This is a genomic window from Leptolyngbya sp. AN10 (assembly GCF_050565645.1).
In the GTDB taxonomy this organism is placed as follows: Bacteria; Cyanobacteriota; Cyanobacteriia; order Leptolyngbyales; family Leptolyngbyaceae; genus Leptolyngbya.
Map to the genome: position 1 here is coordinate 144469 of NZ_JBNXVP010000009.1, position 15451 is coordinate 159919.

Genomic DNA, 15451 nt, shown 5'->3' on the forward strand with positions numbered 1-15451 from the left:
GGGCAACATTTGTCATTCAAAGCGCGATCGCAACACTCTAATGTCCGCGCCATTTCGCTTTCGGTGGCTCGGTCTGCGCCAAAAGTTTGCCTTGAGAGATCACATATTGCACTGTGGCACGTCGGCGGATTGCATCATACTTGTCGATCGCATCTAACACAATCAAATTCGCAGGCTTACCTACTTCTATTCCATACTGCTCTTCAATGTTCAATGTCTTCGCACCACCCCAAGTCACCATGTTGTAACAAGCATCAATCTCAGCAGTTCCGGTCATTTGACAAACGTGAACTGCCATTGATGCCACGTCGAGCATATTACCAGTCCCAAGCGAGTACCAAGGATCTTGAACGCAATCATGTCCTAAGCTCACATTCATTCCTTGTTGCCAGAGTTCTTTAACTCGTGTCACTCCGCGACGTTTAGGATAGGTATCAGTCCGACCTTGCAACGTAATGTTGATCAGCGGATTTGCAATGAAATTAAGCTGAGTGCGTTTGAGGAATCCCAATAGTTTGAACGCATACGCATTGTTATAAGAACCGAATGCAGTGGTGTGACTGGCAGTGACTTTTGACCCCATTCCAGTACGAATTGCACAGGCAGCAACCACTTCTAGAAAGCGAGATTGATCGTCGTCGATTTCGTCACAGTGAATATCAATTAAGCGATCGTACTTCTGCGCCAGTTCAAAAATGCGATCAATCGATCTCACTCCATCTTCGCGAGTCAGTTCGTAATGCGGAATTCCCCCAACCACATCCGCACCCAATCGCATCGCTTCTTCCATCAATTCGTCATTCTTCGCCCCGCCATAGATTCCATCTTGCGGAAATGCGACAACTTGCAGAGTAATCCAATCTTTGACTTCTTCGCGGACTTCGAGTAGCGCTTTGAGCGCGGTCAAACTCTGCTCACTCACATCCGCGTGACTTCGCACAAAAAGAACCCCCTGCAACGCTTGTTGTTTCAGTGTCTCGATCGCTCTTTGTTTCACGTCCTCTAGCGAGAGGTTTTGCTTACGTTCTCGCCAAATTTCGATGCCCTCAAACAGCGTCCCACTTTGGTTCCAGCGGGGTTCGCCTGCGGTCAGAGCAGAATCTAAGTGAATGTGCGACTCGACAAACGGAGGGCTGACTAGATGCCCTTGGATTTCTAGTTCCATCTCCGCTGTGGCTGATTCTAAGTGAGGGGCAATCTCCACAATCTCACCTGCATGAATCGCAACATCCACTCGTTCAGAAACATTTGCTGAGCGAAGTAACTGACAGTCACGCAGCAGAAGGTCATAGTTCGGCATAATTCCAGCACCGCAAAGATCTTCATCCAACTCTAGCGGATTCGGTTGAATTCAAAAGGTGCTGAATCGTGCAAATTTTCAGAAACTCGGTTGTTAGCAGCGAATCGATCCGTATTGTGCGTTCCCAAGCTGATAGAGCGCTAACACCTAGACCTGAAACGTTTTAGCAAGCTTGATCGATCAGGGGTTCAATCCAGGGTTGGAACTGATCTCGTCGGAAAATCTGAGCGCGACGGTGAGAATCAAATCGGACAAGGCTCGGTAGTCCATATTGTCGGATACAGTCTCGAATCCAGGAAGCTACGCCTTGGTTTGCTTCGGGAGCCATTTCTGCTTGGAAGAATCCGTACATTAACACCAGATGACTATGCGAGAACAGTGGAGCGTCTTGTTCGATCAGTCGGGTGAGCATCGTGCGAGGCACATCTTCGCGGTAGCGGTGAGAATGATTTTTGTGAGCCGTTTGGTTTTTCTGAGACATTTTGTGAGGCATAAAACTCCTTACGATCGAATATAAAAAATTGCCAAACAACTCCGTCGAAACAGAAACCGGGTCGCGACTGGAGTGAGTTGGCTAGGGGGTAGATGCAATTTCGTCAAGATGTAAAGCTTTCTATCTTGATAGTATTCCCTTTTATAAAAAACCGCAAATGTTTACAGATTTGTATCGATTTTTTGTAGTCTTCAACACGAAAGTGTGTTATCCAAGATTGTGAGAAGTTCTGTAAAAAATTCCGCGATCGCGCATCGTCTGGTAGTTAGACTACAAAGCTGGGTAACGGATCTGATAAGTTAACTTGTGACTTTAATTCAGCCAGTGGTGAACTAATGACTGTCGAATATCGGGCAGGTCTGGAAGGCATTCCTGCAACTCAGTCCAGCATAAGTTTTGTAGACGGACAAAAAGGAATTTTGGAGTATCGCGGCATTCCGATTCAGGAATTGGCGATGCAGCCAGACAATACCTTTTTGGAAACCGCCTACCTTTTGATTTGGAACGAACTGCCGAACCGGGAAACCTTGGCAGAGTTTGAGCATGAGATTCAGTTTCATCGTCGCTTGAAGTATCGGATTCGCGACATGATGAAGTGTTTTCCTGAAAGTGGTCATCCGATGGATGCGCTGCAAGCGTGCGCGGCGGCTTTGGGATTGTTTTACTCGAAGCGGGCATTGGACGATCCGAGTTACATTCGAGCGGCAGTTGTGCGGATTCTGGCAAAGATTCCGACGATGGTAGCGGCGTTTCAACTGATGCGGAAGGGCAATGATCCGGTACAGCCGCGTGATGATCTGAGCTATGCGGCGAATTTTCTCTATATGTTGAACGAGCAGGAACCTGATCCGTTTGCGGCTCGGATTTTTGATATCAGCCTGACGCTTCATGCAGAGCATACGATTAATGCGTCCACGTTTTCGGCGATGGTAACAGCTTCGACTTTGACTGATCCGTATGCGGTGATTGCGTCAGCGGTGGGAACGTTGGCGGGTCCACTACACGGGGGCGCAAGTGAAGAAGTAATCAATATGCTCGAAGAGATCGGATCAGTCGAGAATGTTAGACCGTTTTTAGACGATCGCTTAGAGCAAAAGGACAAGATCATGGGCTTTGGACACCGCGTTTACAAAGTCAAAGACCCAAGAGCGATCATTCTGCAACAACTCGCCGAACAATTGTTTGAAAAGTTTGGTCAAGATAAGTATTACGATATCGCGGTCGAACTGGAAAAAGCAGTCGAGGAAAAACTGGGACACAAGGGAATTTACCCGAACGTCGATTTCTACTCCGGACTGGTGTACCGAAAATTAGGAATTCCACCGGATTTGTTTACGCCTGTGTTTGCGATTTCCCGTGCTGCGGGCTGGTTGGCGCATTGGAAAGAACAACTGGGAGAAAACCGAATCTTCCGTCCGACACAGATTTATACAGGGCTGCACAATTCTCCTTACATTCCCATTGAGAAACGAGAATAAAGATTTCATCAGTGGGGATGATGGGTTAGACCCCTCTTGTGATTTCCTCGATCCCTTGCAAGTATATTGACGTGACGATTTTCAGGAACTCCAGCCCTCAGGAATCTTGCTTCTGAGGGTTTCTTTATTGGAGCGAAAGTCGATGGCATTGAAAAATGAATGGCTCGATCGAGATTCCCACTTCAGTTTGAAATCGATCGACAAAATCCCCCTATCTGAACGATAGAAAAATCGTCATCGAATCCCGTTTAAACATTCGATTCGCTCAATCCATCGCATTAGATACTTTGATGACTCAAACACGCGAAAATTCAGTAATTGAATAAGTTTCGGCTTCATCGAGACCGCTATACTGAAAGACGTTGGGTACATTGATAAATCTTCATGGATGAAGAACGAATCAGTTCCAACTGCCTTCCTACGAGTCGGGAACCATGAATCCAGGAATTGACCTTCAAGGAACCTTTATTGAAACTGTGCAGAGCCTTGGCATTCCTGCCGGGGCAGCCAAAGCCCTCTGGATGCCATTGCCAATGCTGATCATGCTGGTTGCAGCAACGGTCAGTGTCTTGGTCGTGGTGTGGCTAGAGCGTAAAATTTCCGCCGCCGCTCAACAGCGGATCGGTCCCGAATTTATCGGACCCCTCGGTGTGCTTGCACCGCTGGCGGACGGATTGAAACTGGTACTCAAAGAAGATGTGGTTCCCGCGAAAGCAGATAAATTACTGTTTACGCTGGGTCCCGCGATCGTTGTAATTCCCGTTTTCTTGTCCTACTTGATTCTGCCGTTTGGACAGAATCTTCAAATTACCGATGTCAGCTTGGGCATCTTCTTGTGGATCGCACTTTCTAGTGTGGTTCCGATCGGGCTTTTGATGTCGGGCTATGCCTCGAATAATAAATACTCGCTGTTGGGTGGACTTAGAGCCGCTGCACAGTCGATTAGTTATGAACTACCGCTGGCGCTTTCTGTTTTAGCGATCGTCATGATGTCGAACTCGCTCAGTACCGTAGACATTGTGAATCAGCAAGCGGGATACGGCATTTTGGGCTGGAACATTTGGCGGCAACCCGTCGGATTTATCATCTTCTGGATCTCAGCACTGGCAGAATGTGAGCGGATTCCTTTCGATTTGCCCGAAGCAGAAGAAGAACTCGTTGCAGGCTATCAAACCGAATACTCCGGGATGAAGTTTGCGCTCTTTTACTTGGGGTCTTACGTTAACCTCACATTATCAGCCCTCCTATTTGCGGTGCTATACCTAGGAGGATGGGAGTTTCCAGTGCCGTTGAGTGTATTTTCGGGGCTGATTGGTGTTTCTGAGAATACTCCTTGGCTGCAACTGATTTTTGCAGCGATCGGGATTGGAACCACGATTCTCAAAGCCTACTTCTTAATCTTCTTGGCGATCTTGATGCGTTGGACAGTGCCCCGTGTGCGGATTGACCAACTCCTCGACCTCGGCTGGAAATTCTTACTTCCCGTCTCGCTTGTAAACCTGCTTGTAACCGCAGGATTAAAGCTCGCATTCCCAGTCGCATTTGGCGGCTAACCTCTGAACCAGTGGAGAACACCTCATGCTGAAATTTCTCAAACAAGTCGGTGACTATACCAAAGAGGCAATTCAAGCGGGCAAATATATCGGTCAAGGCTTGTCTGTGACCTTTGACCACATGCGCCGCCGCCCCGTCACGGTTCAATATCCTTACGAAAAGCTGATTCTCTCAGAGCGCTTCCGGGGACGGATTCACTTTGAATTCGACAAGTGTATTGCTTGCGAAGTCTGCGTCCGAGTTTGCCCAATTAACCTTCCGGTCGTTGATTGGGAATTCAACAAAGAAACGAAGAAGAAGAAGCTGAATCACTACAGTATCGATTTCGGCGTTTGTATCTTCTGCGGTAACTGTGTGGAATTCTGCCCCACAAACTGTTTGTCGATGACCGAAGAATACGAAATGTCTACCTACGATCGACACGAACTAAATTACGATAGCGTCGCGCTCGGTCGTCTCCCCTACAAGGTCACGGAAGATCCGATGGTGACTCCGCTCCGGGAGTTTGCGTACTTGCCGAAAGGCGTAACCGAACCGCACGACCTTCCGGCTGGATCGCGTCGGGCTGGATTGCGTCCCGAAGAAATCGTTGAAAAAGGATCGTAGTGGATTTAAAGAGACGTGAGCGGGCAGCTTTGCTGTGCCACAGGCATCGCGTCTCTAGTTGGATATTTAGGAGAGAGAACCGTGAATTTAGCGGAAGGTGTTCAAATTGTATCGTTCGGGATTCTAGCAGCGATGATGCTTGGATCTGCGATCGGTGTTGTCTTGCTCGAAAATGTGGTTTACTCCGCCTTCTTACTGGGTGGTGTGTTCATCAGCATTGCTGGACTGTATTTACTGTTAAATGCAGACTTTGTTGCAGCGGCGCAAGTGCTGATTTACGTCGGAGCGGTCAACGTTCTGATTTTGTTCGCAATCATGCTGGTGAACAAGCGTGAGGCATTTGTAGCGATGCCGAAATCGTGGATTCGTCGGGCGGCAACTGCGCTCGTGTGTGCGGGAATTTTCGCGCTTCTGAGTGCAATGGTAGTGACAACGCCTTGGGCAATCTCGACGGCTGTTCCGATCGAGAGTTCGATTATTACGATCGGGCTTCACTTCTTCAGCGATTTCTTGTTGCCGTTTGAGTTGGCATCAGTGTTGCTGTTGATGGCACTTGTGGGTGCGATCGTGCTGGCTCGTCGTGAATTTATTCCTGACGCGGATGACGAAGCTGGAACCACTGCGCTGACCTTACCAGAGCGTCCGCGTGAACTGACCCCCGCAGGTCAAAGCAATCTTGAATCTTAAGGACGAATCCCGATGCAACTTCAATATTTCTTACTGATTGCGGCGGCGTTATTTTGCATTGGCATTTATGGCTTGGTGACAAGTCGGAACGCAGTGCGAGTACTGATGTCGATCGAGCTAATGTTAAACGCTGTGAATCTCAATCTGATGGCGTTTTCCAACTATCTCGATCCGCAAGAGATTAAAGGGCAAATTTTCACCGTCTTCGTGATTACGATCGCGGCTGCGGAGGCGGCGGTTGGTTTAGCGATCGTGCTTGCGATTTACCGGAACCGCGACACTGTAGATATGGAGCAATTCAATCTGCTCAAGTGGTAATTCGAGCCTTAATCTCAACATTGTGTTTAGGGGTGCAATTTAGGTTGTGCCCCTAAATTTTTTGATTCTCAATCAGGTTTGAGGAAAGCTAGGATGCAACTTACATTTCAACGACTTGGCAAGGAACACGCCCTAGCGATTCTAAATTGGTGCTACGCCCCTCCGTATGACTATGACTACTACAACTTCAACCCTGAAACTGCTCAAGAGGAGTTAGAATACCTGCTTGACCCTAAGCAATCCTTTTATGCGATCGTAAACTCAGAAGGAGAACTCGAAGGCTATTGCTCTTTCGGATCAGATGGTCGAGTGCCAGGTGGAGATTACACGGCTGAAGCTCTTGATATTGGTATGGGACTAAAACCAGATTTAACAGGTCAAGGGCATGGAAGATTATATGCTCAAGCTATCGTGAACTATGGAGGGAGCCAATATAAAGTGCATCAGTTACGGGTCACGATTGCAGCGTTTAATAAACGGGCACAACGAGTTTGGGAGCAACTAGGATTCAAGCAGGTTGAGAAGTTTTTCAAAGTTGATACTAGAGAAGAATTTGTGATTATGGTTCACGTAGTTTGTTGATTACTGATCTTGTTGCTGGGATTGAAGGGCTTGAATTTCTGCGATCGATAGTCCAGTCACTTCAGCGATCGTTTCTAAATCAAGATTCTTACGAAGCATATTTAGCGCGATCGCTTTCTTTTCATCTTGTCTTCCTTGCGCGATCGCCCTGCGTTCCCATCCTGCAACGTATTTCATTCGTCTAGCCTCCTCAAAAGTCCTTAATTCGATCTGGAGTTGATTCTCTAACTCTTCAGGCAAATTCATCAACCAGTCTAGGAAGTACTGTAGCTCTAGTATATCCTGCTCACTATAGCCGCGATCGTAGAGCATCGTCGTCAAGTAATACCGCCATCGCTTGCGCTCGATCGGTTGATTGTGCGTCTCTTTCGTCTTCAAATGAGCCATCACAACAACGGCGAAAGGATTGCGACTGGCTTCTAGATCAGACCATTGGGCTTGATAGTCTGAGAGTTTGACGATCGGGAATTCAAACTGAATTGAACAGCCCCAAAGTTCTTCACGAAATCTGCTAGGTCGCCAAGATTCACGATCGTCTCCGAGAATGGCTAGACTCACGACGGGGCAATTATAGCGATCGCGTAATCGATAGTTGTAGCTGTACATTCGGGCTGCAAAGTTGCCTTCTTCCTGACTCTGCACCTCAATGTGACAAATCACTAATGTTTTCTGTCCATCCGATCGATGCACCTCGACTAATTTATCTGCATAACGTTTCGGAATTTCGGCATCTCGAACGATTTTCTGTAGCTCCTTATCCAAGAATCGAACAGGCTGAGACCAATCAATATCAGTTTCGATACCTGAGAAGAAGAACGTTAAGAAGTCCCGAAAATACAGTTCGATGAATGTTTTCCATGGATTGTCGTAGTCTGTGTTTTCGGCGTTTTGTTCGGTCATTCCTAGAACAGGATAGTTAATTTGTTCTAAATTTTATCACTGTCGAATATATCTAGACCGACCCAAAGCAGTAATATACAAAACCGCTTCATCTTGTGGAATTCCCAAGACTTCGTTAACTTGATCATCAAAGAATCCACCAATTCCACTCGCACCAAGTCCTAGATGAATTGCTGCTAAATTCATGCGCTGTCCTAAGTGTCCCGCATCCATGTGCAGATAACGGTAAACACGATCGCCGTATTGCTCGATCGCATCTCTCAAATCTGCGGTGTGAAACACGATCGCACTCGCATCGCGTCCTATGTCTTGCCCTAAACACAGAAAATGTAGTTCTCGTCGGAAGTTCTTGAATCGAATTTGGCGCAGTTCTTGAGCTTTCGGCGCGTAGTAGTAACAACCATCGTCGAGGTCAGCCACACCTGAAACAGCGACAAAGGTTTCAACTAAGTTCAGGTCGAAATAGTCGGGAGAACGATCGAGATTTTGATCAATATAGTGTTGAGGTTGATATGTGAAATCTAAGATGGCTTTGAGTTCGTCGATCGGTAAAGGTTCGCCACTAAACGCACGAGTCGATCGACGATGAATCATCGTTTGTTCTAATCCGCGTAGCTCCTGTTGCCAATCGATCGGATCACAATCAGTCGGAACCTTGAGACAAAAGGGGAAATTGTACTTATCAGAATGTTCTATTGTTTCAGGAACCTTCCAATTTACTTTTGCATTGGGGTTGTTGGGAATTTGTGTGGCTTGATGGAAATAGCTCAATAGCCCACCATCCGGAATTCTGGGATAGTCGAGCTTTGGAGTGGTGGGTAGAGCCGTTCGAGCTAAGGGAAGATTTTCTTGGATTTGAGTTAAATCTGCGATCGGTAACACTGCGATCGCGCCTTCTTGATCCGGATCAAAGTAAAGCAATTGATTGAGTGCTTCATCTGCAAATCCACCAATGAGATGCGGGCGAAAATTGGTCATCGAACAGGCAAGCTCAATGTTTCCGATCAAATGTCCAGTGTCGAGGAAAATGCGGCGATAGGCTCGATCCTGGTAGCGCCATGCAGACCGGAAAAAGACAGCGGAAACCACGATCGCAAGTTGCGTATTGTCTAGAACTGGATTCCAAAAACAGGCAGATTGTAACGCTGTCCAGACATCGGACTCCCAGAAATGTAAAAGCGTGTGGGTTCTTGCCTGATAGTTATACAATCCAGCAGGAAGCTCCGGAGTGCCGCGTGAAATGAGGTAAACTTCAGCCGGATAGAGTCCGCCCGCAGACGGGGACGATCGAAGATAATGCGGTTCTCCGTTGGTCGGAATCGCACCCGTCAGCCCGTAGCTACACACCAACAGCTTAGAAAGACGCTGCCACCAATCATCGTGGTTCAAATCCTCGCTAAGGTACGGTTTGAGATCGATCGATGTCCCAAACTTGTACGACTTGAATGGAGTTGGTTGCTCTTCCCAGTTCAGCGCTTGGCTCTTGGCGTGAATCGTTTCCGGGTCGTATTTGGTGCGTTCGTGATAGTGTTCAGCGATCGACACTTGCAAGTCCGGCATAATTCTTCTTTAGACTGCGTACTATTCTTGATCTTGACATGAGAATGGATTGGGGGCTAGACATCTAGGAGACAATTTTTCCAGCAATAGAGCAGACTTGATGGCAATCTGGGGGGGTTCCATCTAAATCAGAAATTTTTCCGCTGATCCCTAAAGAAAGTGTTAAGTATCCTTAACTTTTCGCCATTACTTTTTACGTTTTACATAGTGAAGTGTGAGACAGACGGATTCTAGGACGACGATGGACACGATCGCAGCAAAAACTCTGATTGCAAGATACAACCAGGGAGAACGAGATTTTGAGAACTGTAACCTAGAACAAGCCGATTTTTTTGAAGCAATGTTAGCTCAGATTAACTTGGCACAAAGTTGCTTAAATCGAGCCTATTTGCCGTATGCCAACTTAAGACAAGCGAATCTAGCTGCAACTCAGCTAGAAGCTGCCGAATTAAGTGATGCTCAATTGCACCAGGCAAACTTTACGAATGCCAATTTAGAGCGGGCATCGTTGCTGAGAGCCGATTTGAGCTTGGCGGATCTAAGTGAGGCGAAGTTAAGTGGAGCAAATCTATGTGGAGCTAATTTGGTCAATGCAGATTTGAGTAATGCGGATTTGAGCAATGCGGATTTGAGTCGTGTGAACTTCCGACAGGCAAATCTGAAAGGCGCAAATTTGAGTGGGGCAAATTTAACGCGATCGACTGACCTGGATTTAACAGGTGCGATCGTCGATGCGTTCACGATTTACCCCGATGGACATCGCCAAGAGAGTGAACTCTAGTTTCCGATAGAATAAGAAAATCTTCTGGCTGGACTATCAGTATGCAAGTGAAAGACCTAACCACTGATGAACTAAAAGCGTTAATTCGAGAAACCGTATTAGAAACTTTGGAAGAATTTCTCGAAGATCCCGACGAAGGACAAGAGATTCGTCCTGAAGTGAAGCAGCAATTAATTGAATCTTTAAGGCGTACTCATGCGGGAGAGCCTGGTATTCCGCTCAATGAAGTTGCCAAAAGGCTTGGACTGGATCGGTAATGGCATATTCTGTTGAGTTGACACCTGAAGCATTCTCTGGACTAGAGCTAATTGATCAGAAGAACCAACAAAGAATTCTCCGTAAGATTGAATGGCTTGCGGAGAATTTTAGTGAACTTAGCCCAACTGCTCTAACAGGTGACTTAAGCGGGCTTTTCAAGCTTAGAGTGGGAGATTATCGGGTTTTGTATTCTTTCAGCGAATCAACTAAAGTCCTTACAGTGCATCGAATCGGGCATCGAAGAGAAATCTATTCGTAATGCTAATCTCCAGTGACGAAGGCTTGCATTTTCCATTCACCGCCTTCTTTGCCAAACAAAACTCGATAACCGACTGGACTGTAAGCATACTGACTAGAGACAAATCCACGGCGGTTCTCTGACAAAATTACAGGTGTCCAACCGTTTGGATTGTCGAGGCGGAAAGTTTCTGCCTTTTCTTGCTCAGAAGCGTTTTGAAAGGTCGTGACATCGTATTTCACAATCTCATTGGTCAAAGTCGCGATCGCAGGTGAACTGACATCAGGTTTCGATCGCACATTCACGTTTTGACCGACGACAACAATGGCAGAAAAGGCATCCAGATCAGAAGTTCCTTTCTTGATCGCCGCATCAAATTGTTGAAACACGGTGGGGCAAGAATAGCCGCTTTGCTCTTTGGAACAGCCTAAAGCGAGGGCTTTTTCGAGCGATGTCCAGAACGAAGATTTAGGATTTTCGGGATTGAGATAGTCGATCGTGCGTTGCGCTCCAAAGCTGAATTTAGTCTGTGGAGTGACAATGCTGCGGATGTATTTTGCATCGCGATCGCGAACCGCTTGTTTGGTGCGATCGAGGAATTTTGCGAATTCTGGAGACTGAACGGATTCGTCTACTAATGCGATCGGCAATCCAACTGGAGTTGGGGAAACTGCGATTGGAGGATTGAACTTTTCAGTCGTGGCAGGCGGAGTTGAAACTGTTGGTTGTTCGACCTTCAGAGGTTCGGGTTGGGGTGCAGGACGAAGATAGGTGACAGCAGCGATCGTAGAACTCACAGCAGCGGTTAAGACGACGACTCCAGACAAAATCAAAGCATTCGTTTTCATATACGTCATTGCCCGAACTGAGACGAATTAGGCAATGTCCTCTTATAGTCTGGATTCACTCGTGAGTTGGAGATTTCCGGATGAGATAGAGCGTTACGGACGGTTTGCCAGTTTCTTTTCCTGTTCAGCGATTTAGGTTTATTAGTCGCCGCCTGGTTCGACCAATTTACCAATGTTGAAATCGATGCGTACCCAGCCTTTGAGTTGACGTAAGTTATTCAGCAGTAACAAGGGAATCTGCCAATGATGCACCATCAAGAAAGGGAGCGGATCAGAAGTTTGTAGAATGGCATCTTTTCCAGTTAAAAGCGTTTGCAAACGGTGTAGAGGGCGATCGCCTGTGAACAATCTCCAAACTTCGTGATAAGTCCAATAAGTCGGCTTGCTAGTTGCAAGTGGTTGAATTGGTTCTACGGTTAGCGGTTCACCCAGATAAGCTTTGGCAACATCGGGGTGATTGTAAAACATCGTGATCGCAGAGTGAGTTCTGGGATTACATTCGATCGCATAAACTTTTCCATCTGCATTTTCAATAAAATCAAACGAGAGTTGTCCAGATAAGTTCAAGGCTTCTACAAACGTTGTCACCCAAGCCTGAATCGCAGAATTTTCTACTTGCTCATAGTTCACCTGGAATGCAGAAGACTTTGCACAACAATGCAATCGCACTTTACCATTACGCACAGTGCTATGAGTGCAATACTCTTGCCCAGTAATGAACTCTTGCAAAATCCAAGGATTCTCTTCGCTAATCGGCAAGGTTGCTAAATGAGCTTCCATTGCTGTTTTCGATTCCAATGGGTACTTCGTCATATCCAATCGATGCACCGAATTGTAAGCGATGCTTTTGAGAATGTATTGGCTGGAATCGAACTCGAACTCTAGAACTTGCTGCCGATCAGTAATCCGACACGTTTTCGGAGCCGTGAGATTTAGCGATCGAGCTTTCTCGCTCAGTTCAAATTTGTCATCTAATAGCTGTGTAATGCCCACATCAAAATGGAACACTTCACAGTATTTCGATAGTTCAGGTTTTGCTAATGAACAATAATAGCTCTCAACTGGGCTAGTGACTGGAACAAAGAAATCAATGTTTTCCCGCTGAATAATATCGACCAAAGTTTGAATGAATCTATCTGGATCTTGCTTGGGTGCGGGAACTGTGTAAAAGCGATCGACTGCATTCGAGAACCGATGCCCAGTCAGCCAATACTTCTGAGTTTCGACCAAGACAACAGAATGCCCCGCAGCATGAAACGATCGAGCAAGCTGCAACGCTTTGGTCATTTTGCCGCCTGTAATCAGAATTCGTTTCGGAATATCGGATTTTGGGATTGTTGTTCTTTGAAATAGTCCGATCAAAGAGGCGATGAATACGATCGCTAAATTAATCGGTAGTGCAATCAATAATGCTGTGAGCGTTAGTATATTTTGTAATGCCGCTGTGAGCTTAGGTGAGAGAGACTTAGAATTTAACATGGTAAAAACAGCCGTAGATGAAGGCTTCTTGTTAACAGCCGTAGATGAAGGCTTCTCGTTTATTGCGCTGTCCCGCCCCGGAATGGAATTCGGGGCTAACAGTGCGAAGTCCCTTCAGGACTAGAAGAACTGAAACATCAGTCCCCTTCAGCGGACTTTGTTTAATTAGCCCCGAATTCATTCCGGGGCGAGTGAGCAACGCAGCGAGAAAACTTTAGAACACCCTAAGCTCGTCGAATCAACGTCACACCATCGCGCAGTGGAACTAAAACTTGTTCCACCCGTTCATCTTCAGCAACCGTTTGATTGAACTCTGCGATCGCAGTTCCATTCGCCGATCGTTCACTCAGATAAGGCTGTCCTTGAAGCAAAGTATTATCCACACAGATAAAGCCATCCGGTGCTAATAATCCCTCATCAAGCAGCATTCGGAAGTATTGAACATACTCTCGCTTATCTGCATCAATGAACACAAAATCGAATGATTCACCTTGATCCGCAAGTTGCTTAAGAGTGTCGATCGCTGGAGCTAACTTGATCTGAATCTTAGAACCATGTGCTGATTGGTCAAAAAGATTCTGAGCAAAGTTCGCCACATAATCATCGACCTCGCAAGCGACCAGAATTCCGTCATCAGGCAACGCTTCCGCCATTGCTAACGCAGAATATCCGGTGAACATTCCGATATCGAGAATGCGACGAGCACGAGTCATGTGAACTAACATTTTCAAAAATTGTCCTTCCACATGACCGGAGAGCATTTCTTGTTCCAAATGGCGCACAGTTTCACCATCTGAAAATCGCTGATTCCAAGGCTCAATCTGCGTCTTTTGTGCGATCGCTTTCAAATCGCTCGATTCAGGCGTTGTACAAGCATTCACATACTCTTCAAGCCCGACCGCTAAATCTAAAGCTTGCTGCACCAATTCAGTCGCATCTTCTGAGTGTTGAAGCTGCTTGAGTGCGGTTTGCAAATGAGCCGTTAGAATCCCAAGCGGTGTTACTGGACGAGCCGCAATCGGTGTAATTGTGGTCATCTAGTTTGCACTCCCGATCAATTCGCTGCTGCCCACATACGCATCAATTCCCGCACCCGATCGCGGATAGTCAGCACACAAGCGTTTATGATCTGCGATCGCGCTTTCCAATTCTTCGCGAGTCAGATCATTCACAAAGTGGCAAGTTCCAATTGGGCGAGGCATTGCGGCTCTTAACAATCCATCGCGAGTCAGCATGATCGATTGTGTTGCTTTCCACATCAGATCAATCTCCATCAACGGATGATCTAATGCAAGCCCAAGACGACTCATCAAACCGAGAATGCGATCGCGATCTGTTGCTGAAATATAGCCGCGTTTTTCTGCAAGGGTGGCAGAAATCGCCATATCAATGTTCACCGCATGACCATGCAGCAAAGGAATTTGGGGAGCAAGTTCGAGCGTCGGACTCCAAGTGTGACCGTAGGCGATGACTCGATCGAGCATCAATTCATGTAAGTTGGGTGCTTCCAACTCCAACATGGTTTTGATCGATTCATAGTTCACCCGATGCCCAATCTGCTTCAGGTCAGCATTATCGCCAGCAAATCCGAAGTGGTTATACAGCAACTCTTCGCCATGCTGTTCCAATAAATTGAACACTTCCTCATTGGAAACAACAGCAATCTTAACGAGTTCTGCCATTCCATTTCGGATTTGATCTACAGGCAATGTTTTCAGAAATGAAAAGTCTAGAATCACCTGTTTCGGTGGATGATACGCGCCCAAACGGTTCTTCAATTTACCGTGATTCACAGCTACTTTGATCGCGACACCTGCATCGATCAATCCAATCAAAGTAGACGGCACTCGAATGTAATTCGTACTTCTCCGATACGCAGAGCAAGCGAATCCTGCAACATCCAAAACCAATCCGCCACCGATTACTAGAACAGGCTCTTTACGCTTCAAATTGAAGTCACAAAAAGCATCGGTGATTTTGAGAAACGTATCGATCGTTTTTGCAGGTTCAGTAATCTCGATCGCAAAAACAGTCAAATCGATTTCATAGTACTCAAAGTACGATCGCAACTGGTCGCCGTACAATCGATCGACATTATGATCGACCACCGCTAGACACCGACCCAAAGCGCGATAGTTATCCGCCAAGGCTGAATGACCAACCTCAAACAAACCCTCAATCAGATCCAAATTAAACTCGATCTTTTCGTATCCTTCCAAATGGAACGATTGATCCGTTGCTTCAACTCTTGCCTCAACAGAACTCATAGCTTCTTTTCCGTAAATTGTCTAAATTGCCAACACAAACTCGCCCGTAAATAAGATTACGAACCGCAAAATTAAGTTATTGAAAACCTAAGTTTGTGTCAG

Annotated in this window: 18 protein-coding genes; 10 read left to right on the forward strand and 8 right to left on the reverse strand. The window is 46.4% G+C overall.

What is annotated here, in order from left to right:
* Positions 1-37 precede the first annotated feature (37 nt).
* Both codA and ACQ4M5_RS15145 read right to left on the reverse strand, forming a co-directional pair.
* A complete protein-coding gene (gene codA / locus ACQ4M5_RS15140; protein ID WP_430676471.1) occupies positions 38-1300 on the reverse strand; it encodes a cytosine deaminase in 1263 nt (420 codons plus the stop codon).
* A gap of 163 nt (positions 1301-1463) precedes the next feature.
* Complete coding sequence (locus tag ACQ4M5_RS15145) at positions 1464-1793, reverse strand: hypothetical protein (RefSeq protein WP_430676472.1); 330 nt, start codon at positions 1791-1793, stop codon at positions 1464-1466.
* A 335-nt stretch (positions 1794-2128) separates the two neighbouring features.
* Between ACQ4M5_RS15145 and ACQ4M5_RS15150 the strand changes: the two genes are divergently transcribed.
* The 6 genes from ACQ4M5_RS15150 (at position 2129) to ACQ4M5_RS15175 (ending at position 7018) form a co-directional block, all read left to right on the forward strand.
* Positions 2129-3271: a citrate synthase gene (locus ACQ4M5_RS15150; protein ID WP_430676473.1), complete on the forward strand. Its 1143-nt coding sequence runs from the start codon at positions 2129-2131 to the stop codon at positions 3269-3271.
* Between the two features lie 434 nt (positions 3272-3705).
* Positions 3706-4824 (forward strand): NADH-quinone oxidoreductase subunit NuoH, encoded by a 1119-nt coding sequence (gene nuoH / locus ACQ4M5_RS15155; RefSeq protein ID WP_430676474.1) that lies wholly within the window; start codon positions 3706-3708, stop codon positions 4822-4824.
* Between the two features lie 28 nt (positions 4825-4852).
* Complete coding sequence (ndhI, locus tag ACQ4M5_RS15160) at positions 4853-5431, forward strand: photosynthetic/respiratory NAD(P)H-quinone oxidoreductase subunit I (protein WP_430676550.1); 579 nt, start codon at positions 4853-4855, stop codon at positions 5429-5431.
* An 81-nt stretch (positions 5432-5512) separates the two neighbouring features.
* Complete coding sequence (locus ACQ4M5_RS15165; protein ID WP_430676475.1) at positions 5513-6118, forward strand: NADH-quinone oxidoreductase subunit J; 606 nt, start codon at positions 5513-5515, stop codon at positions 6116-6118.
* Positions 6119-6130: 12 nt separating this feature from the next.
* Positions 6131-6436, forward strand: coding sequence for an NADH-quinone oxidoreductase subunit NuoK (gene nuoK, locus ACQ4M5_RS15170; protein ID WP_058994779.1), 306 nt, complete (start codon positions 6131-6133; stop codon positions 6434-6436).
* Between the two features lie 93 nt (positions 6437-6529).
* Positions 6530-7018: a GNAT family N-acetyltransferase gene (locus ACQ4M5_RS15175; protein WP_430676476.1), complete on the forward strand. Its 489-nt coding sequence runs from the start codon at positions 6530-6532 to the stop codon at positions 7016-7018.
* On the opposite strand, the gene ACQ4M5_RS15180 is transcribed toward ACQ4M5_RS15175, so the two are convergent.
* Both ACQ4M5_RS15180 and ACQ4M5_RS15185 read right to left on the reverse strand, forming a co-directional pair.
* The gene (locus ACQ4M5_RS15180) at positions 7019-7918 is read right to left on the reverse strand and encodes a hypothetical protein (RefSeq protein ID WP_430676477.1); all 900 of its coding nucleotides are present in this window, start codon (positions 7916-7918) and stop codon (positions 7019-7021) included.
* A 36-nt stretch (positions 7919-7954) separates the two neighbouring features.
* Positions 7955-9478, reverse strand: a complete 1524-nt coding sequence (locus tag ACQ4M5_RS15185; RefSeq protein WP_430676478.1) for a SagB/ThcOx family dehydrogenase — start codon at positions 9476-9478, stop codon at positions 7955-7957.
* 214 nt (positions 9479-9692) lie between these two features.
* On the opposite strand from ACQ4M5_RS15185, the gene ACQ4M5_RS15190 reads away from it, so the two are divergent.
* The 3 genes from ACQ4M5_RS15190 to ACQ4M5_RS15200 are packed head-to-tail and all read left to right on the forward strand — an operon-like array spanning position 9693 to position 10776.
* Positions 9693-10259 (forward strand): pentapeptide repeat-containing protein, encoded by a 567-nt coding sequence (locus ACQ4M5_RS15190; RefSeq protein WP_430676479.1) that lies wholly within the window; start codon positions 9693-9695, stop codon positions 10257-10259.
* A gap of 41 nt (positions 10260-10300) precedes the next feature.
* On the forward strand, positions 10301-10516 hold the full coding sequence (locus tag ACQ4M5_RS15195; protein WP_430676480.1) for a hypothetical protein: 216 nt from the start codon (positions 10301-10303) through the stop codon (positions 10514-10516).
* Positions 10516-10776, forward strand: a complete 261-nt coding sequence (locus ACQ4M5_RS15200) for a type II toxin-antitoxin system RelE family toxin (RefSeq protein ID WP_430676481.1) — start codon at positions 10516-10518, stop codon at positions 10774-10776. The genes ACQ4M5_RS15195 and ACQ4M5_RS15200 overlap by 1 nt, the downstream gene beginning before the upstream one ends.
* A gap of 2 nt (positions 10777-10778) precedes the next feature.
* Here the strand turns inward: ACQ4M5_RS15200 and ACQ4M5_RS15205 are convergent, their stop codons facing one another.
* Together ACQ4M5_RS15205 and ACQ4M5_RS15210 are read right to left on the reverse strand one after the other, a co-directional pair.
* Positions 10779-11612 carry a hypothetical protein gene (locus ACQ4M5_RS15205; RefSeq protein WP_430676482.1) on the reverse strand — a complete coding sequence of 278 codons (834 nt, stop codon included), beginning with the start codon at positions 11610-11612 and terminating at the stop codon, positions 10779-10781.
* 132 nt (positions 11613-11744) lie between these two features.
* Positions 11745-13082, reverse strand: a complete 1338-nt coding sequence (locus ACQ4M5_RS15210; protein ID WP_430676483.1) for an ATP-grasp domain-containing protein — start codon at positions 13080-13082, stop codon at positions 11745-11747.
* Here ACQ4M5_RS15210 and ACQ4M5_RS15215 point away from each other — a divergent pair.
* Positions 13081-13206 (forward strand): hypothetical protein, encoded by a 126-nt coding sequence (locus ACQ4M5_RS15215; protein ID WP_430676484.1) that lies wholly within the window; start codon positions 13081-13083, stop codon positions 13204-13206. The genes ACQ4M5_RS15210 and ACQ4M5_RS15215 overlap by 2 nt on opposite strands.
* A 100-nt stretch (positions 13207-13306) precedes the next feature.
* Here the strand turns inward: ACQ4M5_RS15215 and ACQ4M5_RS15220 are convergent, their stop codons facing one another.
* Complete coding sequence (locus tag ACQ4M5_RS15220) at positions 13307-14119, reverse strand: O-methyltransferase (RefSeq protein WP_430676485.1); 813 nt, start codon at positions 14117-14119, stop codon at positions 13307-13309.
* Positions 14120-15349: a sedoheptulose 7-phosphate cyclase gene (locus tag ACQ4M5_RS15225; protein ID WP_430676486.1), complete on the reverse strand. Its 1230-nt coding sequence runs from the start codon at positions 15347-15349 to the stop codon at positions 14120-14122.
* Between the last annotated feature and the right edge of the window lie 102 nt (positions 15350-15451).

Excerpts from the sequence above, each read along its gene's own strand:
- ACQ4M5_RS15210 (WP_430676483.1), bottom strand. The coding sequence starts at position 13,082 with ATGTTAAATTCTAAGTCTCTCTCACCTAAGCTCACAGCGGCATTACAA.
- ACQ4M5_RS15220 (WP_430676485.1), bottom strand. The coding sequence starts at position 14,119 with ATGACCACAATTACACCGATTGCGGCTCGTCCAGTAACACCGCTTGGG.
- ACQ4M5_RS15150 (WP_430676473.1), top strand. The coding sequence starts at position 2,129 with ATGACTGTCGAATATCGGGCAGGTCTGGAAGGCATTCCTGCAACTCAG.
- ACQ4M5_RS15175 (WP_430676476.1), top strand. The coding sequence starts at position 6,530 with ATGCAACTTACATTTCAACGACTTGGCAAGGAACACGCCCTAGCGATT.
- ACQ4M5_RS15145 (WP_430676472.1), bottom strand. The coding sequence starts at position 1,793 with ATGCCTCACAAAATGTCTCAGAAAAACCAAACGGCTCACAAAAATCAT.
- ACQ4M5_RS15205 (WP_430676482.1), bottom strand. The coding sequence starts at position 11,612 with ATGACGTATATGAAAACGAATGCTTTGATTTTGTCTGGAGTCGTCGTC.
- ACQ4M5_RS15180 (WP_430676477.1), bottom strand. The coding sequence starts at position 7,918 with ATGACCGAACAAAACGCCGAAAACACAGACTACGACAATCCATGGAAA.
- ACQ4M5_RS15200 (WP_430676481.1), top strand. The coding sequence starts at position 10,516 with ATGGCATATTCTGTTGAGTTGACACCTGAAGCATTCTCTGGACTAGAG.
- codA (WP_430676471.1), bottom strand. The coding sequence starts at position 1,300 with ATGCCGAACTATGACCTTCTGCTGCGTGACTGTCAGTTACTTCGCTCA.
- ACQ4M5_RS15215 (WP_430676484.1), top strand. The coding sequence starts at position 13,081 with ATGGTAAAAACAGCCGTAGATGAAGGCTTCTTGTTAACAGCCGTAGAT.
- nuoK (WP_058994779.1), top strand. The coding sequence starts at position 6,131 with ATGCAACTTCAATATTTCTTACTGATTGCGGCGGCGTTATTTTGCATT.
- ACQ4M5_RS15225 (WP_430676486.1), bottom strand. The coding sequence starts at position 15,349 with ATGAGTTCTGTTGAGGCAAGAGTTGAAGCAACGGATCAATCGTTCCAT.
- ACQ4M5_RS15195 (WP_430676480.1), top strand. The coding sequence starts at position 10,301 with ATGCAAGTGAAAGACCTAACCACTGATGAACTAAAAGCGTTAATTCGA.
- ACQ4M5_RS15185 (WP_430676478.1), bottom strand. The coding sequence starts at position 9,478 with ATGCCGGACTTGCAAGTGTCGATCGCTGAACACTATCACGAACGCACC.
- nuoH (WP_430676474.1), top strand. The coding sequence starts at position 3,706 with ATGAATCCAGGAATTGACCTTCAAGGAACCTTTATTGAAACTGTGCAG.